Below are 23,153 nucleotides of genomic sequence, written 5' to 3' on the forward strand. Positions count from 1 at the left end.
CACGACCACTTCGACAACCGCAACTTCCACCACCACAAGCACAACAACTTTAAAAACCACTACTTCCACCACCACAAGCACGACCACTTCAACAACCACAATTTCCACCATCACAAGCACGACTACTTCGGCAACGACAATTTCCGCTACAGCAAGTACAACCACTTCAACAACCGCAACTTCTACTACTACAAGCACGACTGCTTCGATAACTACAACTTCCGCTACTACAAGCACAACCACTTCAACAACGGCAACTTCCACCACCACAAGCACAACAACTTTAAAAACCACGACTTCCACTGCCACAAGCACAGCTACTTCAACAACGACTACTTCCACCACCACAAACACGACCACTTCAACAACCGCAACTTCTACTACTACAAGCACGACCGCTTCGAAAACCACAACTTCTACTACCACAAGCACGACCACTTCAACAACCGCAACTTCCACAACTACAAGCACGACCGCTTCGAAAACCACGACTTCCACTACTACAAGTACAACCACTTCGACAACTACAACTTTCATCACCACAAGCACGACCACTTCGACAACCACGACTTCCACAACTACAAGCACGACCACTTCAACAATCGTGACTTCCACAACTACAAGCACGACCACTTCAACAACCGCAACTTCCACAACTACAAGCACAACCACTTCAACAACCACGACTTCCGCTACTACAAGTACAGCTGCTTCGACAGCCACGACTTCCACTACTACAAGCACAACCACTTCAACAACCACGACTTCTGCTACTACAAGCACGACAACTTCGACAACCACAACTTCCGCTACTACAAGTGCGACCACTTCAACAACCACGACTTCTGCTACTACAAGCACAATCACTTCGACAACCACAACTTCCGCTACTACAAGTGCGACTACTTCGACAACCACGACTTCCGCTACTACAAGCACGACCACTTCAACAACCGCAACTTCCACTACCACAAGCACGACCACTTCGAAAACCACGACTTCCGCTACTACAAGTACGACCACTTCAACAACGACTACTTTCACCACAAGCACGACCACTTCGACAACGACTACTTCCACCACCACAAGCACAACTGCTTCAACAACGACTACTTCCACAACTACAAGCACAGCGGCTTCAACAACGACTACTTCCACCACCACAAGCACAACGACTTCAACAACCACAACTTCCACCACAACCACCATACCCCCTGACGAAAATTTCCCGCAGATCACAGGCGATGCAGACCGCAATGGTCGGGTGGACTCCACAGATGTTTACATGGTAATGCTGTATTGTGCATATCACGGTGCCGGCTATCACGATTACACCTTCACGGAATATCCGGAGATCGAAGCCGCTCTGCTGACCAAGCTGGACGTCAACGGAGACGGCTCCATTGACACTATCGATGTCTATTTTATACTCCGCTACGTTGCCTATCAGGGAGCCGGCATTCCGACAGACTGGGACGAACTGTACGAAAAGCATATTTTGCAATATTGCCCAGAATATTCTTTAGATGTTTTTAAAATGTACCCACAATCTTTTTACATCACCACACAGAAAAAGTGTATAATAAAATAAGTTGTAAACAAAAAACGAAAAACAAGAAAGGACAAGCAAACACACATGAAAAAACTAATTACACTTCTGCACGGTTTCTGTATGGCACTGGCAGACAGTGTCCCCGGCGTTTCCGGCGGCACGATCGCATTCCTCATGGGCTTCTATGACAACTTTATCGGTTCCCTGAACGCCCTGATCTCCGGCAGCAAGCAAGAACGCATCCAGGCTGTCAAGTACCTCATCAAGCTGGGCATCGGCTGGGCGATCGGCTTCTGCTCCTCGGTGCTGGTGCTGGCAAATGTCTTTGAATCCCATATCTATCGGGTATCCTCCCTGTTCATCGGCTTCATCATCTTCGCGATTCCGGTCGTGATCTACGAGGAAAAAAAGGTACTGAAAGACCGCTGGAAAATGAGCTTCTTCGTCCTCATCGGCATGGCATTCGTGGTGGCGATCACTTATGCCAACACTTTTGTAGGCGGCGGAAAAGATCTGAGTAATCCCGGCATCGGCATGTACATCTACGCATTCTTCGTGGGAGCCGTTGCAATCTGTGCCATGGTTCTGCCGGGCATTTCCGGTTCCACGCTGCTGCTGATCTTCGGGCTGTACATTCCGATCATTAACGGCATTCACGACCTGCTCCACCTGAATCTCCACATGCTGCCCATTCTGCTCGTCTTTGGGCTGGGTGTCATTACCGGCATCATCAGCATTATCAAGCTGATCCAGAATGCCCTGACCAAACACCGCGGGGCTACGGTATATCTGATCATCGGCATGATGCTGGGTTCCCTGTACTCCGTCTTTATGGGGCCCACCACGCTGGAAAATCCGCAGCCGGCAATGGGACTGCACACGTTCAGCATTGTGTTCTTCCTCATCGGCGGCGTAGTCATTCTGGGCATGCAGGGCTTGAAAATGCTCTCGGATAAGAACAGCACCCCTGCCAATGAGCCAAAAGCAGAAGTGCAGGCAAAGTAAAGGCAATACCGCACAAAGAGCGTCTGGCGACTTTGCACGCCATCTGCTTGCAAATTTCCCGTCATATTTCACAAAAATGCTCGTGAATACATCAAGTATTCACTCCGCTTTTTGTTTCATCTGGCGAAAAATTTGACGACGCATCTGTCGCACAATCTTTGTGCGGTATTGCCTAACAAACCACATACAAAAAGCCGTATCGGTAATTCCATTCCGATACGGCTTTTTTCTGTCCGTTCAAAAATTCATGATTGTAAAGCGGTCTGCGTGTTGTTCTTCTGTTACGCCACCAGCATCTCCCACGTGGTGGGAATCCCCGCACTGTTCCGTGCAATATACAGCAGCACATAGAACACGTCTGTAGAATCGACTGCACCGCTGCCGTCAATGTCCGCCGCTTTTTCCTGTGCCGGTGTCCAGCCGGAATCCATACCCACCGCATTCTGTGCAACGCCCAGCAGAATGTAAAACACGTCCGTAGAATCCACGCTTCCGCTGTTGTCCAAGTCGGCAAGAAGCAGTTCTTCAAGGATACTATTATAATGTATTGTCGCCTGCTCCAGCAGTTCATTCCCTGATTCGATCTGGACATTGCTCCACTCGTCTTCCGACATGACAGTGTACACTGCCGACAGTTTCGTACAGTCGGAAAAGGCAGATTCCCCGATTTTTGCCAGATTGCCCTGTACTGTCAGCGTTTCCAGACCAGAACACTGCCAGAAAGCACCCCAATCAATTTTCGTCACACTTGCCGGCAGCATGATCTTCTGCAAATTTCCGCAGTTGTAAAAGGCAAAGTTCCCGATTTCCGTCACACCGTCCGGCACTTCTACCGCTGTACCAGAGCATGTTGTCGCGTCAATCAAAATATGGTTCACCTGTACCAGCGGATTCTCCGTCTGCTGATTTTTCAGCCACGCCGTATCGCAAAACGCATCTAAGCCGATTTTCTGTAAGGTCACCGGAATTTCCAATTCCGCCAGCAAGCCGCAGGAACGAAAGCAATTATCCCCTACAGCAGCCAGATTTTTCGGCAGCGTCACATGCTGTAACTTATGACAACTCCAAAACGCATTCTTTCCGATCGTCTGTACCGTGTCCGGTATCTCCACACTGGTCAAATTTTCACAAAATTGAAACGCATCTTCTGCAATTTCCGTCACTGGTTTTCCGGAAATTTTTTCCGGTATTACCACTTTTTCCGCCGTTTCCTCACATTTCGTGATAACTGCCCCGTCAGATTCCAAGATATACGTCAACGCCCCGACAGTTCCCGTTTTCTCTGCTGCCGCTGCCGAAAATGCCGGCAGAAGCGGCTGCACCTGCGGCATGCTGATAATACAGAGCATTCCGGCAAGCACTGCTGCCAGCGGTTTTTTCCAGTTTTTCATATGACTTTCCTTTCTCACACAATATCTTCCCACGTGGTGGGAATCCCCGCACTGTTCCGTGCAATATACAGCAGCACATAGAACACGTCTGTAGAATCGACTGCACCGCTGCCGTCAATGTCCGCCGCTTTTTCCTGTGCCGGTGTCCAGCCGGAATCCATACCCACCGCATTCTGTGCAACGCCCAGCAGAATGTAAAACACGTCCGTAGAATCCACGCTTCCGCTGTTGTCCAAGTCGGCAAGAAGCAGTTCTTCAAGGATACTATTATAATGTATTGTCGCCTGCTCCAATGGTTCGTTTTCCGCACCAACGGGAATCGCGTTCCAGTCAGCTTCTGACATCGTGGTGTATATCTCTGCCAGCTTCGGGCAGTCGGAAAAGGCTGCCTCTCCGATCTCTGTGAGAGTTCCCCGTATTGTCAGCTTTTCCAGATTGGCACAGCAGGAGAACACTCGTTCGGGAAGCTGTGTCACGCCTGCCGGAATTTCCAGTTCCTGCAATGCTTCACAAACATAGAACGCCCTGCTCTCAATCGTTGTCACACTGTCCGGAATCTGAATTTTTTCCAGTTTCAGGCACTGCCAGAACGCCCCGCTGCCGATTTTGGTCACGCTGTCCGGCAGCACGACCTCCCGCAGTTGTACCAGTACAGAAAAGGCATAGCCACCGATCTCCGTCACGCCGTCCGGCACCACAATTGTGGTATCGGTGCAGGCGTTCGCATCAATGAGAATATGATTCACCTGCACCAGCGGGTTTTCTGCCTGCTTTTGCTTCAGCCACGCCGTTCCGTAAAACGCACTGTGACCAATATTTTTTACCGTTTTCGGCACGTCCAGTTCTTCCAGCTGTGCACAGTAAGAAAAGCAGTTGCTGCCGATCGTGACCAGATACTTGGGCAGCGTGACTTCCTGCAACTGGGAGCAGTGTGAAAATGCCAAGTTCTCTATGGTACGCACCGTGTCCGGAATCACCACACGAGTCAGCTTTTCATGGGAAAGAAATGCACGCTCTGCAATTTGCAGCACCGGCTTTCCCGCAATTTCCGACGGTATCTCCACTTCTTCGGCGTTCTTGTCACACTGGGTGATGATCGCCCGATCTGATTTCAGCGTATATGTCAACGCCCCGACAGTTCCCGTTTCCTCTGCTGCCGCTGCCGAAAATACCGGCAGAAGCGGCTGCACCTGCGGCATACTGATAATACAGAGCATTCCGGCAAGCACTGCTGCCAGCGGTTTTTTCCAAATTTTCATGTCATTCTCCTTGTCCTGTTGTTTCTCTCGCATCTTTCTCCAGCACCGAAAACGCCTGCCGGAGATTCCGCACGCCGGCAATGCGAATCTGATAGGAGCCGCCTTTCAGTTCGTGCAGGCACTGATGCGGCACGATGCACCGCGTAAAGCCCATGCGTTCCGCCTCCTGCACCCGCCGCCGAATGTGGGAAATGCCACGCACTTCGCCGCCCAGTCCAACTTCGCCAAAGGCAACCGTCCGTTCCGAGATCGGCTTGTCCACCAGCGAGGAGTACAGACACAGTGCCACCGCCAAGTCCCCTGCCGGTTCGTCCAGCTGGAATCCGCCGACTACATTCAGGTACACGTCCAGCGTTCCGAAAAACATGCCCAGATGTTTTTCCAGTACCGCGATCAGGATCACCATGCGGCTATAGTCAAACCCCTGCGTCTGCCGCCGCGGTGCAGAAAAGCCGCTTTTGGTGGCAAGCACCTGAATTTCCGCCAGAATCGGACGGGAGCCCTCCATCATACAGGTAACACAGGTGCCGGAAACGCCGTGAGGTCTGCCGTCCAGCAGCATTGCCGAGGGGTTGGGCACTTCGTGCAGTCCGCTGTCCTGCATCTCGAACACGCCGATCTCATTGGTAGAACCATACCGGTTTTTCACAGCACGCAGCAGCCGGTAGGACAGGTTCCGTTCTCCCTCGAAATACAGCACGGTGTCCACAATATGTTCCATGACCTTCGGACCGGCAATGGCTCCGTCCTTGTTGACATGCCCCACGATCCACACCGGAATGTCCAGCTGTTTCGCCGTGTGCATAAACAGGTTGGTGCACTCCCGCACCTGTGTCAGGCTGCCGGCACTGGAGGAAATTTCCTCCATTTGCATGGTCTGAATGGAGTCGATAATGACAATATCGGGGCGGCTGGCGGAAATGGTGTCGCAGATGCTCTGGGCATCGGTGACTGTCAGCAGAAACAGATTTTTCGTTGTCACGCCCAGACGCTCCGCCCGCAGCTTGATCTGTTTGGCGGATTCCTCACCGGAAACATACAGCACAGTGTGTTCCTTTCCGAAGTACTGGCAGATTTGCAGCAGCAGTGTGCTTTTTCCGATACCCGGCTCGCCGCCCAGCAGCACAATGGAGCCACGCACCAGTCCGCCGCCCAGCACGCGATCCAGTTCGCCTACGCCGGTATGATAACGGACATCAGCTGTGGTGTCCACTTCTTCCAGTTCCTGTATTTTATCCGACAAGTCCACCGGTTTCCGGCGGCTGTTGCCCACCGCCTGTGTGGGCAGCGGGACATCTTCTTCCAACGTGTTCCACGAGCCGCAGGAGGGACACTTGCCGTTCCACTTGGCACTTTCGTAGCCGCATGCTGTGCAGCGGTATATGATCTTAGGCTTTGCCATAGAGGTTCTCCTTTTTGTTGTGTTATTTGTATTATACCATGATGCGGGCAGAAGTGCAAGCTGTAGACTGGAATGCGAGATTTTTTGCGTAATATCTAGGGCGATGTTTCCCTAATATAGCAAAAAAGACCTCACGCCCCGAAAATTCCCGAAAATATCTTATATTTACGATTTTCACAGTGTTTGTTCACATTCATTTTCCTTTTATCATATATAATAAAAACAGATTTTTTTATGAAAGGATTTTGACAGATGTTACTCTACTTTTTACTGCCAATTCTATGCAACGCCCTGCTTCTGGCGGCGTGCAAACTGCCGAAGCTGGCACCGGCTGGCTCTGAATTTTCAAAAACCGCAGTCAGAATGGGAATACTGACTGCCGGAGAAATTCTGGTGCTGCTGCTTCTGCATGCTCTGATCCGCGGGTTCCAGATCACTGGTTCCCACCTGTTTCCGCCGCTGCCGCTGGCGATCACCCTGCTGCTGCTCGGTGCAGGAACTGCCTTTTCCGGAAAGCAGGACACTGCTGTTCTGCGGAAGTATCTGCGAAAAGCCGCCTGCATTGCCGGCTGCGTCTTTCTGCTGGAAGTGCTGGTGTTCCACATCACCGGCTTCACCACCCAGAAAACCAAAGAGGAACTTTCCCTTTCCACCGCAGAAATCAGCGATGAAGAAGCGGCTTCTTTCAACGACAAGGGCGAGATCACCATTACCGGCAACTGCACCCTGACCTTTTCTGATCTGGACTGGGACGAGCTGCACTGTGTCCGGCTGCATGCGGACGGCAAGGACAAGATGTATCAGGTTTCCCTCTCCATGAAAGACAACAACCTGACACAGCGATTCGAAAAGACTGCACAGACACAGGCGACCGGCAGCTATGACACCCTGCAATTCGCCATGCAGCCCTATGAAAAAATTCACGTGCTGCAACTTCAGTTCGAAAACATCGATGCCCCGATCACTCTGCACAGCGGCACCGCCTATGCGGCAATTCCCTTTGCCTTTTCCACAGGGCGGTTCCTGCTGGTGCTGCTGATCGCACTGGGGCTGACTGCCTGCAAGCAGTTCTCCGTCTGGGAGATCCACTATCAGGCGAAAAACTGGAAGCACAATCTGGCGGTACTGGTGACCCTGTTCGGCTGCCTTGCCTGCATCAGTGCTTTCATCGTGCCCGACCAGAAGCCCACTGACATGCATTCCGTGGACATCAGCAACGTCTACGGAAAAACGCTGGAAGCATGGACGGACGGGCATTCCTACATGAATTTCGACGTGACACCGGAACTGGCAGAACTGGAAAATCCCTACGACAATTCCAACCGCGATGGCGTTTCCTATAACTGGGACTATGCCTACTACAACGAACACTACTACTGCTATTTCGGCTGTGCTCCGGTGGTGCTGATCTATCTGCCATTCTATGCCATTACCGGAAAAGTTCCCACTCTGAACTTCGCGTACTGCATCACTGTGGCAGCCATTATCATCGCCATATTCGGGTTGATCATGACACTGGTGCGGCGATATGACAAACAGCCGCCGCTGTTGCTGCTGTTGTTCGGACTGGTTTCTGCCGTGGCGGGCTGCGGTGCTTTTGTGGGACTGAACTACAACGACCGGTATTACCTCTGCCTGCTCATGGGTATGTTCGGACTGCTGCTTGCCCTCTGGACGGGATTCGCCGCGGTTTCCGTGAAAAAATCGTGGAAACGCTTTGCCTTGCTGGCAGTCAGCGGCATTGGCGTGGTAATCACGGCGGCTTCCCGTCCCAACCTGCTGGTCTATGTCCTGCTGCTGGTGCCGATTTTCCTGCATCTGCTGTTCCGGAAAGACCTGCGGCTGCAAAACCGGCTCATCAGTGCCGGCTGTTTCCTGCTTCCGACACTGGTTGGTGCGGCAGCGATCATGTGGTACAACCAGATCCGGTTTGACAGCCCGTTGCAATTCGGGGCAATTTACCAGATGACTGTAGACAACACCGCCGCAAACCGCATCAGTCTGGCACGTTTTCCGGCTGCCTTTGCGGCATATTTCCTGCACCCCATGGAACTGATGGACGACTTCCCGTTCCTGAAAGACAATGCGGTGCTTGTTCCCAACCGCATGATGTATCTCTTTGTCGAAAGATCTTTCGGAGCGTTGGCAATGCCGTCGGTACTGCTGGGCGTGCTCAGCATTCCCCTGCTCTGGAAAAAGTGGAAACAGCGGGACGACTGCCGGATCCGCCGTGCTCTGGTGCTGATTACCGTTATCGGAGCCGTTCTGCTGGCGTGGGTGGACTACTGCATGGCAGGCATCACCATTCGCTACCTGCTGGATATTATGGTAGTGCTCAGCGTCATGTCCACCATGCTGCTGCTGCAAGTGCCGGCGGTGCTGAAGCCCTATTCCGCCAATGCTGCACAAATCAGCCAGAAAGTCATCGCACTGGCAATGACTGGAACCGTGCTGGCATACTTCTGTATTCTCATCACCTCCGGCGATGGCGTGGCACTGTATAAGGCACACCCCACGATCTGGAACGTTCTGAAAGATACACTGGTATTCTGGAGATAACCCGCGGAGAATTTGCAAATACAAAAGCCGTTCTGTACAAGATGCGTACAGAACGGCTTTTTTGCGGTATTGCCTTTATTTCTCTATCCCCCGCAGTCAACTCAACCGCGTTCCCCTAAGTACTGATTCAAGCCGGAGAAAATGGTAAACGCCACTTTCTGCTGATACTCCTCCGACTCCAGCAGAGCCGCTTCTTCCGGATTGGACAGGAACCCGCACTCCGCCATAACAGTGGGATTTTCGCTGAAATAGCAGAGATACAGTTCCTTGCCGCACTGCTTGATCTCCCGCGTGTTTTCCGGCTGCAACTGGGTCACAAAAGCATTCTGGAGAGCCTGTGCCAGAGCACCGCTGCCCTTGACATTGTCGGAGTAAAACATCTGGGCTCCGGAATAGGCAGCATCGGTGAACTGGTTCTGGTGCACGGAGATGCACACGGCGTTGTCGTACTGGTTGAACAGTGCCAGCCGGTTATCCATATCCGAACTTTTCTGGTTGGCAATGCCCTCAACGCCGTCATCGTGAATGCTCCGGTCTGTGTCCCGCGTGACCTCCACGGTGTAGCCCTCCATACGCAGGAAATCCCGCAGGCTCAGGAGAATATTCAGGTTGATGCCCTTTTCCGGCACATCATTGACGGAAACGCAGCCGCCGTCTGCACCGCCGTGCCCTGCGTCCAGAACAATCACCGGCGTTTCCTTTTTCGGGGCAGTCATGGTGGTGACAGCTTGCCGGATCCGCATGCCGCCAAAGTAGATTGCAGAAACACTGACAGCACTGACTGCCAGAATGATGCCCGCCCGTTTTCCGATTCCTTTCCAAGTGCATTTGCATTGCATACCGTGTCCTCCCACAAACTTTTTGGTTCAGGAAACACTGAATAAAGCTTGTGCGTAAGATGCGTAGTCAGATTTTTCGGCAGATTGCACAGAAATTCCGCAGGCAGACTGTATGTCTGGCAAGGGATTTCTGGGCAATATGACGGAAAATCTGCAAGCAGATTGCGTGCAAAGCCGTCAGGCGGGCTTTATTCAGTGTTTTCTTCATAATATGCGGAATGGGACGGGGAATATGCAAAAGGGACAGACAGGAAACTTTTCAGCAACACTGCAAACCGTTTCTCACTGTTCCTCCAGCACGATCTTTTCATGTATCGCCAGCACCAATTCCCGAATCTTCTTTTCATCAGGTCTTTCCGGCAGGTCGGTATGCTCGGCGGCATATGCCGCCCGTGCCTTGTACTGCTCGATGATTTCGAAAAATTCCGCTGTGGGCTGCTGGTTTTCGTCCAGATATTCGCCGTTTCGAATCCGCATCAGGAAATCATGCTCGGCAGCACGGTAGGTGATGACCTCTCCTTTTTCCAGAATGTCGATGCACATCAGATACAGCCGGATCAGGTGCATCATGTGCTTGCTCAATTTGTTGTGGGTAACGGCATTCTGGTTGCGGTGCCCCTGCCCCACTCTGCTGTAGCTTTTCACAATGTCCGCCATTCTGCCCCACATTTCCTTATAGTCCCGCAGCGGGTAGTGCTTCAGGGAAATATCCATGAAAATTTCCTTCTGCATCTGCGGGTTGACTGCATCGTCTATGTAAAGACGAATGGCATCTTCCGGATACTGAAAAAACTGTTCCGGAAAATGCTTTTTCGCATTTCGGATACTGTTCAGAATGTGCATTTCCTGTACAGGCTGTTCGGCGATTCGGGCGGACTTGTTGTCCATGCGGCGAAACTGTGCTGTAGCATAACCGCTGAACGAGTTGACTGCCTGCTGGGACAGAAACAGCTTCCGGTTGTCCAGCAGCAGATTTCCCGCCTCGGAGAGATACAGGTAGTGCTCCGGCTTCAGCCCCAGAATCTCAATGGTATTGGGGTTGCAGTCTTTCAGCAGGTGTATCAGCTTCGGAAACGCATAGATCGTGGTATCCGTGGCAACATCAGTCACCTGCTCAAAACTTTCGCTGCAAAGGATCTCCGCCTTGCTCAATGCGGCACAGCCCCGAATGTCCAGATCAGAAGTTTCCGTATCTGTGCCGTAGGCGTGAGAACCGCCCAGCCCCAGCAGCATCACACGACTGCCCAGGTGGGGATTGGTCCGCAGGAAATCATACGCTTCTCCGTGCAGTGCTTTTCGAATTTCATGTAGCTGCATCAGGATTCTCCTTTCGCATTTTTCTGGCGTAGGCAAGGCTCTGCCGGAGAGCATTCTCCTTCTCGATACCCGCCAGCCGCAGCTTATGGGCATAGGACAAGATCTCGGAAAACTGAACACCGGGCTGTAAGCCTGCCGCAATCAGGTCCTTGCCCATGACGTATGGTCTTGCCATAATGGCTGTAAACTGTTCGTACCGCTGCATCAGGAACGATTCTGTTTCCCCGCAGGGCGGCAGCTTTCCCAGACCGTCACAGACGCTTAGCTGTATCAGATCAAAGGGTTCCACCGCACGATCCAGCAGTTTATTGGTGGATTTCAAACGCGACCTGGCAGCCGCCATAATGTTGGGCTGCATGTGCAGTTCTGTCATGTTCAGCACATACTGTATCAGCTTTGTTTCCGTGGTGATTCGTTCCAGAAACTGCTGTACCAGCGGCAGTCCGGCGGTTTCGTGCCCGTAGGAGTGGATCACGCCGTCGATTTCCGTGGTGCAGACTGCCTTGCCAAAGTCATGGCACAGAGCCGCCAGCAAAAAGCCCAGCGGATACCGCACCTTGTCCCGCCGCTTTGCCGCCTCGTCCAGCACCAGCATGGTATGTGTCCACGTGTCGCCCTCTTGGTGATGTATCTGGTTCTGTGGCAGCCCGATCAGTGCCTGCACCTCCGGAAACCAGTGTCCCAGCTGCCCCATAGTTCGCAGTTCTCCGAAAAACAGCGAAGGCTTTTCCGCACGGAGCAGTGCCTTTTCCATTTCCAGCATCACGCGTTCTCTCGAAAGGGCAGACAGGTCGATACGCCGGCAGAGTTCCACCGTTTCCGCCGCCACAGAAAACTGAAACCGTGCCGCAAACTGTGCCGCCCGCAGCACCCGCAACGGATCCTCTGTAAATGTCACGTCGTCCACATGCCGGAGTACGCCGTCCTGCAAGTCCTGCCTGCCGCCGAAATGATCGATGATCTCGCCGGTCAGCACGTTCTGCATCAGGGCATTCATGGTGAAGTCCCGCCGTTTTGCCGCTTCATAGGTGCCCAGAAACGGATCAGAAGTCACGGCAAAGTCACGGTGTCCTACGCCGGTACGCCGTTCGGTACGGGGCAGGGCAATGTCCAACGCGTGTCCTTTCAAGCCGTAAATGCCGAAGCTTTTCCCGATTTTCATACACGCTCCCAGTTCGGAGAGCAGCTGTTCCAGTGCTTCGGCGGGAATGCCGTGCACCTCAATGTCAATGTCCTTGTTTTCCAGTCCGAGAAGCCGGTCACGCACACAGCCGCCGACGAAATACACTGTGCCGCCCTGCTCCGCCGCCTTTTCAGCAATGGCTCTCGCCAGTTCCGCATCTGTCATGACTGCACCGTCCTTTCCAACCGCCGCCGGAACCACGCCAGCAGGTCGGTCTTTGTCATTGCCTTTTGATGTGCCGGCTGTGCCAGTTGAAAGTCCAGCGGCTCCAGTTCCTGTATCAGCTTTCGCAGCTTTTCCGGTCGCTCCACCCAGACATCGCCCACCAGCTCCTGATACACCGCATCCCCCAGAAATACCATTTGTTCTTCTTTCACCCAGACGATCACCGTATCGCGGGCGTGGGCACTGGTGACATGCCGCAGTTCACAGGTGCAGTTTCCCAAGTCCAGCGTCATGCTCTCGGAAAAAACCATAGTGGGCAGTGCCACCCGAATGCTCTCCGGATCGGGAAAGTGCAGCTGGATCCGCGGAGCACACAGCTGAGGGACAATGCCTTTCCGCACATTTTCCGCCAATGCGTCCGGTGTCCACTGCAGGCAGGAAACCATTTCCAGTGACTGTCTTGTCTGCACACAGGCAATGGACGGCATTGGAAGCGATGCCAGCCCGAAGCAGTGATCCCAGTGAGAGTGGGTCAACGCCACAAAATCCGGCTGACAAAAACCAGACTCCTCCACGGCGGCAAGATATGCCTGCACATGTTCCGGAGAATTGCCGGCATCGACCATCAGGGAAAACCGGTCGCCCCGAATATACCCCAGCACGGGGCGGTCTTGTTCCTGCGAAAAATCCAGCTGGTACACCCGCGGTGTCAGTTGCTGTAACATGAGATTCCCTCCATTCCTGTTTGTGCATTGTTGCCTATGTATCTAACCATAAAGCCCGCCTGACGGCTTTACATGCGGGCTTTATTCAGGTATTGCCTTAACCATGCCCCAGCACCAGAAGCTGAAACAGTGCCATCCACTCCCGCACCCAATAGGTAGGCACATACAGAGGGTTGGTCTTGGCACACACGCTTTCCGCTTGCAGTCCGGCACGTTTCGCCAACAGCGATGCCCGATACTGGTGGAAGCCGTCTGTGATGATGACGACCTGTTCCCCAAGCCCCTGCTCCTGCAAAATTGCCGCCGCATGCTCCAGATTTTCCTGCGTATCTTTGGACGTATCCTCCGCAATGATGCGTTCCGCGGCAATGCCGTGCCCGATCAGCCAGTCCCGCATGGCCTGTCCCTCCGGCACGTCTTCTCCGGCTCCCTGTCCGCCGGTGGTAATGCACAGCACGTCGGGGTTCTCCTCCAGATATGCCTGTGCCGCCTCCAGCCGGCGTATCAGCATACGGCTGGGACGGGTGCCGCGGACTTTGCAGCCCAGCACCACAACGGTTTCCGGTGCAGTCGGTTTCGTGCAGATCGTCCGCACCATTTGCACAGACATCACGGCGGAAAAGGTCAGCCCTGCCGCCAGCAGGATTCCTACCGCGGACAGCCCGATCTTGCCGCCCAGCGGTTCCCAGCACCGCTGCACGATATGGGCAAATTTCCGCGGAAATATGGTCACGAACAGCAGAAACAGGCACACCAGAATGCCGGCGAGATTGCCCGGATTGCAGATTCGCTTCCAAATCGGAAATACAAAGAAAAACAGCAGCACCAATTCCGGCAGCAGAAGCAGATAACGCAATTTCATAAGAAACTCCTTTCGGGGGGAAAATAAACTTTCTTTTACACCTTATAGCATAACATAATTGTGAATTTTTGTCAATCTGCCTGTGCTTTCATTTCTACATTTTTTGCTCATGAAAATCAATTTTAAAAAATATGTTGATTTAAATTTGCGAAGTTATGTAACTCGACAAGTGGAGCTCCCCTGAAAGGGGAGCTGGCAGTGCGTAGCACTGACTGAGGGGTTTCTACTTATGCCGAAAACGTCATAAAAAGATTTTACGAAAAAACCTCTCCACCGCCTAACGGCGGTCCCCCTCCCCTTTCAGGGGAGGCTATCATGAAAATTGATTTGCGTGTTTTTCGCCTGCTCCAGTTTGACAATTTCCGCAAAACATGGTACAATAGAAGCTGTTGTTCCTTTCGGAACACTCCATGCAGAAAGGGTTGTTTTATGAAATTCCTGAAAAAATATTATAAGCTGATCGGTACGCTGATCACCGTGGTGGCATTCGTCTTTGTCATCAAGAAGATCGTGACTATGGACGTGGACTGGTCGATGTTCGCTTCCGGAAAACCGCTGGGCATCATTGCCGGCTGTGTGCTGGTACAGACTGCCATTATTTTCTTTATGTCCACCCCGTGGGTGCAGTTTGTGCGAATCCTGTCCGGCAAGAAAATCGCTATGAAAGACGCTCTGCCGGTATACACCAAGTGCAATCTGATGAAATACGTGCCGGGGAATGTGTTCCAGTACGTGGGACGAAATCAGCTTGCCGCAGACCTGCACATCAGCCACGTGGACGTTGCCTGTGCCACCGTTCTGGAAATTCTGTGTTCGCTGGTGGCTCCGCTGGTGTGGATCCTGCTGCTCATGGGAAAAGACATGGTGGGACTGATCCGCACCTATGAGAAGAATTTCCTGCTGGTGCTGGGCATCGGTGTTGCCGTACTGGTGCTGGCGTTTTTCCTGCTCCGCTGGAAGTTTCGGGAGCCGCTGCGGCGGTATTTCGAAAAGTACCGCAAACTGCTGAACCGGAAAATTTTGCTGCGGGTCGTTGGCGTTTTCCTGCTCTACGTGCTGCAATACCTGTTCTCCGCCACCATGTATGCCGTGCCGGCGTTCCTGATGTTCGACGTTCCGCGGGCACAGATGGGGCTGTTTCTGGGAACCTACCTGTTCTCGTGGGTCATTGGCTTCATCACCCCCGGTGCTCCGGGAGGCATCGGTGTCCGCGAAGCAGTCATGGTGCTCACATGCAGCACATTTCTGGACACCAACACCATTATGCTCTACGCCGTTACCATGCGAATCATCTCCACATTCAGCGATGTGCTGGCGTTCTTCCTGGGCTGGCTGCTGCATCTCATCTGGAAGCGGCAAAAGGCCACCGTGTAACACTACTATTATAATATAACACTTTTCACAGCAAACATACAAAAAAAGCTGTCGGCGGAATCATTTCCCACCGGCAGCTTTTCTCTGTACAGTTCCATCTGTCTTGTCAAAGTTCACTGTGCACTGCTCTGTGTATTCTGCGTATTCTGTGTGTTCGCAGCTTCATTGGCAGTTGCCATGTGCATATTGAAAAATTCCGGATACAGCCGGCGTGAAACCTCAAAGGTATTTTCCGACACCCGCTTTGCCATATACAGGTCCATGTGTACGCCATGGGCATAAATACGATCTACTTCTCCGATCGCATGTGCTCCGGAATCCAGTTCCTTTACATATACAATATCTCCCACCTGTGTATTCGGGGTAACGGCAGAAACCGTATAAGTCATCTTCTCTGTCAGCATCGTGATCTGCTCCTTTCCGTATCCTGTGGGAAGCCGCCGCGAAATGCCAGTCGCACAAAACGCGGGCTGCACTCCCCTATCTTTTTTATTTTACTACATTTCTCTCGTTTCGTCAAGTGTTTCCAGCAGGTTCCTGCAAATTTCTCTGAAAATCCCCTTGACAAACCTTCGTTCCTATGTTATAATGCGAATATGAAAATCATTTTCAATTTCAAATACTGCAATTCCAACGGACGGAAGTGAGAGAATATGAAACGAAAACTGGCTTTTTTGCTGATGCTCTGCTTCGGGTGGAGCTTTTTTTTGAACGGCTGCGGCGGAACGCTGCCGAAAACAGACGACCGGCTGCAAGTTGTCTGCACCATTTTTCCCGAATACGACTGGGCAAGACAGCTGACACAGGGCGTGGACAACGTAGACCTGACACTGCTGGTGAAAAACGGCACAGACCTGCACAGCTATCAGCCCTCTGTACGGGACATTGCCATGATCGCCAGGGCAGATGTGTTCTGCTACGTAGGCGGCGTTTCGGATACATGGGTCAATGATGTACTGGACACCACCGAGAACCGCACCGCACAGCTGGTTTCCATGGCAGAAGCCGCTGACGCTGACGAGGAAGTGCTGGCAGAGGGCATGCAGGCAGAACATGAACACGAACACGAACATGAACACGAACACCACGATGACGAAAACGATTCCCACGAGGAGCCGCCGGAACTGGACGAACATGTGTGGCTGTCCCTGCGGCGGGCTGCACTGGCATGCACTGCCATGAAAGAGGCGTTGTGCAAGGCAGATCCCGCACATGAGGACATCTACAACCAGAACTGCACCGACTATCTCCAGAAATTACAGGAGCTGGACAGCGACTTTACCGAAATGACTTCGCAGGCGGCACGGGATACCATTGTGGTGGCAGACCGCTTTCCGTTCCGGTATCTGGCGGAGGATTACGGACTGACTTATTACGCCGCATTTCCGGGCTGCTCCGCAGAAACAGAAGCAAGCTTTGAAACCATTGTATTCCTATCGGAAAAGGTGGAATCTCTGCATCTGCCCTGTGTGCTGGTCACCGAGGGCAGCAATTCCTCACTGGCGAAAACCATTCTGGAAAATGCCGGCTCAGACGGGAAAATTCTGACGCTGCAATCTCTACAGGCAGTATCGCAAAAGGAGATCGATGCCGGCGTTACCTATCTGTCAAAAATGCAGGAAAATTACGATGTGCTGAAACAGGCACTGAACTCTTGAGGGGGCGTGAAAATCTATGGCACAACTCATTGGAAAAGATGTCACATTGGGCTATGAGGGCAATGTGGTCATCGAACACCTGAACTTCTCCGTGCAGGCGGGAGATTACCTCTATATTGTAGGAGAAAACGGCTCCGGCAAAAGCACGCTGATGAAAGCGATTCTGGGGCTGAAATCCCCTATGGCAGGAACCATTACCACCGGCGACGGATTACAGCCGGACGAGATCGGCTATCTGCCCCAGCAAACGGCAGTGCAGCGGGACTTTCCCGCATCGGTGCTGGAAATCGTCCGTTCCGGCTGCCTGAATCACAGCGGCTTCCGTCCGTTTTATACCAAGCAGGAAAAACAGCTGGCACTGGACAACATGGAACGGCTGGGCATCACGCATCTGGCAAAGCGGTGCTATCGGGAACTCTCCGGCGGCCAGCAGCAGCGGGTGCTTCTGGCACGGGCTCTGGGGGCAACTCAGAAAATGCTGGTACTGGACGAACCTGTTACGGGACTGGATCCCAAGGCACAGCTGGAGCTGTATGAGCTGATCGCCCAGCTGAACCGGAAAGACGGCATCACCATTCTCATGGTTTCCCACGACATGGAAGCCGCTGTAAAATACGCCTCCCACGTGCTGCACATCAGCAAAACACCCCTGTTTTTCGGCACCAAAGAGGACTATCTCCACAGCAAGATCGGACAGGCATACACAGGAGGGACAGAAGCATGAGTATCTGGGAACAGCTGACAGGGTATCTGTCATTTTCATTTGTCCGGTACGCCCTGATCGCAGGGGTACTGATCGCTCTGTGTTCCTCCCTGCTGGGAGTTACGCTGGTGCTGAAACGGTTTTCCGTCATCGGGGACGGACTTTCTCACGTGGCATTCGGGGCACTTGCCATTGCCACGGTGCTGCGGCTCAGCAACAACATGCTGCTGGTAATGCCGGTCACGGTGGTCTGTGCAGTGATCTTGCTCTGTGCCAACCAGAATGCCAAGATCAAAGGCGATGCTGCCATTGCCATGCTGTCTGTCAGTGCGTTGGCAATCGGCTATCTGATACAGAACTTGTTCTCCTCCTCCGCCAACATCTCCGGCGATGTGTGCAGCACGCTGTTTGGCTCCACGCTGATCCTGACGCTTTCGAAAAGCGATGTCTGGCTCTGCGTGGGCATGTCTGTGGTCGTCATGGCGATTTTCCTGTTGTTCTACCACAAGATTTTCGCCGTCACCTTTGACGAAACCTTTGCCGCAGCCACGGGGATCCGTGCCGGCATATACAACCTGCTGATCGCAGTAGTCACGGCAGTCATCATTGTCCTTGCCATGAATCTGGTAGGTTCTCTGCTGACTTCCGCACTGATCGTTTTTCCGGCACTGTCCGCCATGCGGCTGTTCCGGAGTTTCCGCGGCGTGATTTTCTGTGCAGCGGTGATCTCCGTCGTCTGTGCTGTAGTGGGACTGCTGATCTCGATACTGGCTTCCACGCCGGTGGGGGCAACCATTGTCATTGCCGATCTGGCAGCATTTCTGGGCTGCTGCGGCACAGGGGCAGTGCTCCGGAGAAAATAAAAACAGCTCTAAGGCAATACCGCACAAAGAGCGTCTGGCGACTTTGCACGCCATCTGCTTGCAAATTTCCCGTCATATTTCACAAAAATGCTCGTGAATACATCAAGTATTCACTCCGCTTTTTGTTTCATCTGACGAAAAATTTGACGACGCATCTGTCGCACAATCTTTGTGCGGTATTGCCATAAAACAAAAGCGGCTTACTGAAAAAGTAAGCCGCTTTTTTGTTTATGCAGTGTTTTCTCAGGCTTGGACAGCCTGCAATTTTACATCAAGTCACAGATACGATTGGAGAATGCCACCGGATCTTCTACCGGCATGCCGGCAATCAGCAGAGCCTGATCGTACAGCAGCTTTGCATAGTCGTCCAGCTTTACACTGTCGCCAGTCTGGAGTTCCATCAGACGCTGATAGATCGGGTGTTCCGGATTGATTTCCAGAACAGTCTGTGCCTGCAACTTCTGTCCCTCGGTGCCCGGCATTGCGTTCAGCGTCTTTGCCATTTCCATAGAGAGTTCGCCCTCGCTGGACAGGCAGACCGGATGCGATTTCAGGCGGCCGGACAGCTTGACGTTGCCGACCTTGCCCTCCAGAGCCTTCTTGACAGCTTCCAGCATGTCCTTGCTGGATTCCTGCTTTTCTTCCAGTTCCTTCTTTTCCTCCTCAGATTCCAGATCGAGGTTGCTGTCCAGAACGGACTGGAACTGTTTCTCCTGATAGCCCTGCATCATGCGGATTGCGAATTCGTCCACATTCTCGGTGAAGTACAGGATCTCGTAGCCCTTATCCTTGACCTGTTCGGTCTGGGGCAGAGATTCAATGCGGGCAATGCTCTCGCCTGCGGCATAGTAAATCTTGTCCTGTCCCTCCGGCATACGGTCTACGTATTCTTTCAGGGATACCAGCTTGCCGTCCTTGGAGGACGGGAACAGCAGCAGGTCTTGCAGCAGATCTTTGTGCATGCCGTAGTCCTGATAGATGCCGTACTTCAGCTGCAAGCCGAATGCCTGATAGAATTTCTCGTACTTCTCCCGATCGTTCTTCATCATACGCTGGAGTTCATTCTTAATGGTACGCTCGATGCTCCGTGCGATCTGGCGAAGCTGTGCGTCGTGCTGGAGCATTTCTCTGGAAATGTTCAGGGACAGATCTTCGGAGTCCACCAAACCCTTGACAAAGCTGAAATAATCCGGCAGCAGATCTTCGCAGCGATCCATGATCAGCACACCGTTGGCATACAGCTGCAAGCCCTTTTCGTAATCCTTGCTGTAGTAGTTGAACGGGGTATGGGACGGGATATACAGCAGGGCATCATAAGTAATGGTACCTTCGTTCCGCACATGCATATGGCACAGCGGATCCGTATAATCGCCGCACTTATCTTTATAAAAACTGTTGTATTCTTCTTCGCTGATCTCATTCTTGTTCTTATGCCACAGCGGCACCATGCTGTTCAATGTGACATTTTCCACATATTCCTCGTACTCGTCGGAATCCTCTTTCTTCCGGCTCTTGGTCATGTCCATACAGATCGGGAAGCGGATATAATCGCTGTACCGCTTTACCAGACTCTGAATTCGGTACTGGTCGAGGAATTCGCTGTAGTTTTCGCCGCCGTTGCCCTCTGCATCTGCTGCCACATCGTCCAGCAGTTCCAGTGTGATCTCCGTACCCACGGTATCCTTCTCGCAGGTATCCATGGTGTAGCCCTCTACGCCCTCGGACTGCCATACATACGCCTGCTTTTCGCCGAATGCCAGCGACTTGACTGTAACACGCTTGGAAACCATGAATGCGGAATAGAAGCCGACACCGAACTGCCCGATGATCTGGTTATCTTCTGCCAGATTGTTCTCTTTCTTGAACTGGAGCGAGCCGCTGTTGGCGATCGTGCCCAGATGCTCCTCCATTTCCGCCTTGGTCATGCCGATACCGTTATCGGTAATGGTCAGGGTGCGAGCGTCCTTGTCCACAGCCAGTGTGATCTTGAAGTCGGACTTGTTCATGCCCACGCTGTCGTCCGTCAGCGACTTGAAATACAGCTTATCAATGGCATCACTGGCGTTGGAGATCAGTTCGCGGAGAAAGATCTCCTTATGGGTATAGATCGAATGGATCATCATGTCCATCAGTTTTTTGGATTCTGCCTGAAATTGTTTCTGTTCCATTTGTTTCTGTTTGCACCGGAGAGCCTCTCGGCTCCGCGGCACATCTCCTTCCTTGTCAAAATCAATTGCAAAAATGCGAAATTAGCACTCTTGCTTTTTAAGTGCTAACACTATTATAGCACATGTGCTAGTTTCGTCAAGAGATATTCCGGAAAATTTACATTTTATTCAAATTTGTGATTGCCGCAAAAACAAAAAACGCACCTCTCCAACCAGAGAGATGCGTTTGTTCACGAATACAAATGATTCCGCAATCAGACGATGTTATTCCGCAGAAGTATCCGGCAGCATGCTGATGTTGTGTACCAAGAACCGCATCAGAGAAACAGCGTCCTGTGCACTCACTTCCATATCAGCGTTGCAGTCCGCATTTTACAGCTGTGCATCGTTCAGTGCCACTGTGCCGTTTGCCGCCTTGTTCAGCAAGACCGCATCTTTCAGGTCTACAATGCCGTCCAGATTGACATCACCCAGAATGGACAGGTTCGGTTCCTGTGTGGTGGTGACTGCCGGTGTGGTAGTGGTTTCAATTATCACGCCGCTGTTGTAGTCCGAATGCGGCAGCTGTCCCCAAACCAGATCGGTTTTGGTTTCGCCGAAGTTCAGGCTATAGATCACGCCGCCGGTATACACCAGTTCCGCCGGCAGACCGTCAACGATTGCACCGCCGAACCACATATCGTCCTGCTGTTCCAGAGCCGTTTCCACGCAGGCATAGGGTTTCAGATCTTTCTGAATCAGCCCCAGTGCCGGCGTTACCGACAGATTGCCGCAATAAACGCCGTCGCGATACAGCAAGATCCAGTAGGTGTAGGCATCTCCCGATTCCGGAACAGCCAGTTCCTGCGTATAGAAATCGTAATAGTGATACGGCGTGCTGTAAGTCAGGTCAGTAAGAGTGGAAACGCCCAGATCTTCGCACAATCTCTCACGGGCAAGATCCGGATTCGGATCCTTCTGCAATGCTTCTTCCAACAGATCCAGTGCGTTCTGGGTGGTGTCCTTGGATTCGGGCATCTGTGCCAGACTGCTTGCACTGTTTCCCACTGTAGCATCTTCCTGTGCGGAAACCGGCGATAATCCAATCATTGCGGCAGAAAGTGTCAATGCCATCAAAGAAGACAGTATCCTTTTCGTTTTTTTCATAGAAATCACCCTTTCTTTTTCATTGCCCCAGACTGCAAACCCTTTCCTCACAGTCTGGGGAAATGCATCGATTCCATTTTTAGTATAACATAAAATCCCGGCAACGTCAATTTCCATTTTTCATAAAATTTTGCATACTTTTTTTACAAAATACACAATTTTCTTATGATTAAAGCTCTCCGAACTTCTCCAAGAACTTCTGCACGCCCAGCAGGTTTTCCTGTACTGTTACTACCAGTTCCCGCAGTTCCAGATTCGGCTTCACCAAGTCCGGCACCATGATGACACGCAGATTTGCCGCCGCAGCACTGCGAATCCCGTTGGGCGAATCCTCTACCGCAAAGGACAGCCCCGCCGTAGCCCCAATGGCATCGCATGCCATTTCGTAAATTTCCGGATCAGGCTTGCCGTGCTCCACCTGTTCGCCGGTAATGATCGCATCAAACAGATCGGTCATGTGTGCCGCTTCCAAGTGGTGCATGGTGCTCTCCCGACCAGTAGAGGTTGCCAGAGCCACACGCCACTCCTCCTGCCGCAGCCAGTGGAGCAGTTCCACCGCACCGGTTTTCACCGGCATGCCGTCTGCGAGCAGCTGGTTCATGATCTCGTGATTCCGCTTGTGAAACGCAAGGTAATCCAAATCTGGATATTCCCTCTCGAAAAACGCCTTGGTATCGGCACGGTTCAGCCCGCGGCACTGAGAAATGGCATCGTCTATCTGTGCAAAGCCCATTTCTTCAGCCGCCTGCCGCCAAGCCTGATCGCCGACACGCTCCGTGTCAAAAATTACGCCGTCCATATCAAAAATAATTGCTTTCATGCTGTTCCTCCTGTTGGTAAGAATTCCGATACCTTTATTATAACCGAATCGACATCGTTCTGTCAATATGAAAAAGCCGCCGGTGCGTGAAACACTGGCGGCTCTGATATGGTGGGCCATCGGGGACTCGAACCCAGGACCGACCGGTTATGAGCCGGTAGC

Annotated in this window: 19 protein-coding genes and 1 pseudogene; 8 read left to right on the forward strand and 12 right to left on the reverse strand. The window is 52.3% G+C overall.

All coding sequences use genetic code 11. The annotated features are described in order from the left end of the window. The 3 genes and pseudogenes from DXB92_RS14000 to DXB92_RS11075 all read left to right on the forward strand — a co-directional run. Nucleotides 1-1,218 (forward strand): annotated as a pseudogene (locus tag DXB92_RS14000) (hypothetical protein); the annotation flags it as partial. Between the two features lie 16 nt (nt 1,219-1,234). After that, nucleotides 1,235-1,591, forward strand: coding sequence for a dockerin type I domain-containing protein (locus tag DXB92_RS11070; RefSeq protein ID WP_278277785.1), 357 nt, complete (start codon nt 1,235-1,237; stop codon nt 1,589-1,591). 45 nt (nt 1,592-1,636) lie between these two features. Beyond that, complete coding sequence (locus DXB92_RS11075) at nt 1,637-2,557, forward strand: DUF368 domain-containing protein (RefSeq protein WP_242986651.1); 921 nt, start codon at nt 1,637-1,639, stop codon at nt 2,555-2,557. A gap of 281 nt (nt 2,558-2,838) precedes the next feature. Here the strand turns inward: DXB92_RS11075 and DXB92_RS11080 are convergent, their stop codons facing one another. From DXB92_RS11080 to radA, 3 genes are read right to left on the reverse strand one after another with little or no spacing between them, the layout of a single operon-like run. Next, nucleotides 2,839-3,948: a leucine-rich repeat protein gene (locus DXB92_RS11080; protein WP_117733889.1), complete on the reverse strand. Its 1,110-nt coding sequence runs from the start codon at nt 3,946-3,948 to the stop codon at nt 2,839-2,841. 14 nt (nt 3,949-3,962) lie between these two features. Further along, on the reverse strand, nt 3,963-5,207 hold the full coding sequence (locus DXB92_RS11085) for a leucine-rich repeat protein (RefSeq protein ID WP_181977038.1): 1,245 nt from the start codon (nt 5,205-5,207) through the stop codon (nt 3,963-3,965). A 1-nt stretch (nt 5,208) separates the two neighbouring features. Continuing rightward, on the reverse strand, nt 5,209-6,609 hold the full coding sequence (gene radA / locus DXB92_RS11090; RefSeq protein ID WP_117733891.1) for a DNA repair protein RadA: 1,401 nt from the start codon (nt 6,607-6,609) through the stop codon (nt 5,209-5,211). A gap of 252 nt (nt 6,610-6,861) precedes the next feature. Here radA and DXB92_RS11095 point away from each other — a divergent pair, with 252 nt between their 5' ends. Further along, a complete protein-coding gene (locus tag DXB92_RS11095; RefSeq protein ID WP_117733892.1) occupies nt 6,862-9,168 on the forward strand; it encodes a hypothetical protein in 2,307 nt (768 codons plus the stop codon). Between the two features lie 101 nt (nt 9,169-9,269). Here DXB92_RS11095 and DXB92_RS11100 read toward each other — a convergent pair whose 3' ends face one another. The 5 genes from DXB92_RS11100 to DXB92_RS11120 form a co-directional block, all read right to left on the reverse strand. Continuing rightward, nucleotides 9,270-10,007 carry an N-acetylmuramoyl-L-alanine amidase gene (locus DXB92_RS11100; RefSeq protein WP_242986652.1) on the reverse strand — a complete coding sequence of 246 codons (738 nt, stop codon included), beginning with the start codon at nt 10,005-10,007 and terminating at the stop codon, nt 9,270-9,272. 282 nt (nt 10,008-10,289) lie between these two features. Next, nucleotides 10,290-11,324 carry a nucleotidyltransferase domain-containing protein gene (locus tag DXB92_RS11105; RefSeq protein ID WP_117733893.1) on the reverse strand — a complete coding sequence of 345 codons (1,035 nt, stop codon included), beginning with the start codon at nt 11,322-11,324 and terminating at the stop codon, nt 10,290-10,292. Next, nucleotides 11,311-12,672, reverse strand: coding sequence for a multifunctional tRNA nucleotidyl transferase/2'3'-cyclic phosphodiesterase/2'nucleotidase/phosphatase (locus DXB92_RS11110; RefSeq protein WP_021681834.1), 1,362 nt, complete (start codon nt 12,670-12,672; stop codon nt 11,311-11,313). The genes DXB92_RS11105 and DXB92_RS11110 overlap by 14 nt, the downstream gene beginning before the upstream one ends. Next, complete coding sequence (locus DXB92_RS11115; RefSeq protein WP_117733894.1) at nt 12,669-13,397, reverse strand: MBL fold metallo-hydrolase; 729 nt, start codon at nt 13,395-13,397, stop codon at nt 12,669-12,671. Before DXB92_RS11115 ends, DXB92_RS11110 begins: the two co-directional genes overlap by 4 nt. A gap of 97 nt (nt 13,398-13,494) precedes the next feature. Continuing rightward, entirely contained in the window at nt 13,495-14,259 is a 765-nt protein-coding gene (locus tag DXB92_RS11120) for a YdcF family protein (RefSeq protein ID WP_117733895.1), read from the reverse strand. A 429-nt stretch (nt 14,260-14,688) separates the two neighbouring features. Here DXB92_RS11120 and DXB92_RS11125 point away from each other — a divergent pair, with 429 nt between their 5' ends. Further along, a complete protein-coding gene (locus DXB92_RS11125) occupies nt 14,689-15,633 on the forward strand; it encodes a lysylphosphatidylglycerol synthase domain-containing protein (protein WP_181977039.1) in 945 nt (314 codons plus the stop codon). 113 nt (nt 15,634-15,746) lie between these two features. On the opposite strand, the gene DXB92_RS11130 is transcribed toward DXB92_RS11125, so the two are convergent. Next, complete coding sequence (locus tag DXB92_RS11130; RefSeq protein ID WP_021681830.1) at nt 15,747-16,037, reverse strand: hypothetical protein; 291 nt, start codon at nt 16,035-16,037, stop codon at nt 15,747-15,749. Between the two features lie 249 nt (nt 16,038-16,286). Between DXB92_RS11130 and DXB92_RS11135 the strand changes: the two genes are divergently transcribed. From DXB92_RS11135 to DXB92_RS11145, 3 genes are read left to right on the forward strand one after another with little or no spacing between them, the layout of a single operon-like run. Then, nucleotides 16,287-17,291, forward strand: a complete 1,005-nt coding sequence (locus DXB92_RS11135; RefSeq protein WP_117733897.1) for a metal ABC transporter substrate-binding protein — start codon at nt 16,287-16,289, stop codon at nt 17,289-17,291. Nucleotides 17,292-17,307: 16 nt separating this feature from the next. Next, a complete protein-coding gene (locus tag DXB92_RS11140; RefSeq protein ID WP_117733898.1) occupies nt 17,308-18,015 on the forward strand; it encodes an ABC transporter ATP-binding protein in 708 nt (235 codons plus the stop codon). Beyond that, entirely contained in the window at nt 18,012-18,857 is an 846-nt protein-coding gene (locus DXB92_RS11145; RefSeq protein WP_181977040.1) for a metal ABC transporter permease, read from the forward strand. The genes DXB92_RS11140 and DXB92_RS11145 overlap by 4 nt, the downstream gene beginning before the upstream one ends. A 266-nt stretch (nt 18,858-19,123) precedes the next feature. On the opposite strand, the gene htpG is transcribed toward DXB92_RS11145, so the two are convergent. From htpG to DXB92_RS11160, 3 genes are all read right to left on the reverse strand, one after another. Continuing rightward, nucleotides 19,124-21,025: a molecular chaperone HtpG gene (htpG, locus tag DXB92_RS11150; protein WP_117733905.1), complete on the reverse strand. Its 1,902-nt coding sequence runs from the start codon at nt 21,023-21,025 to the stop codon at nt 19,124-19,126. Nucleotides 21,026-21,397: 372 nt separating this feature from the next. Further along, nucleotides 21,398-22,171 (reverse strand): hypothetical protein, encoded by a 774-nt coding sequence (locus DXB92_RS11155; RefSeq protein ID WP_117733899.1) that lies wholly within the window; start codon nt 22,169-22,171, stop codon nt 21,398-21,400. A 169-nt stretch (nt 22,172-22,340) separates the two neighbouring features. Beyond that, the gene (locus tag DXB92_RS11160; protein WP_181977042.1) at nt 22,341-22,991 is read right to left on the reverse strand and encodes an HAD family phosphatase; all 651 of its coding nucleotides are present in this window, start codon (nt 22,989-22,991) and stop codon (nt 22,341-22,343) included. Nucleotides 22,992-23,153: the final 162 nt, after the last annotated feature.

Source organism: Ruminococcus sp. OM06-36AC, assembly GCF_003438725.1.
Classification (GTDB): domain Bacteria; phylum Bacillota; class Clostridia; order Oscillospirales; family Ruminococcaceae; genus Ruminococcus_C; species Ruminococcus_C callidus.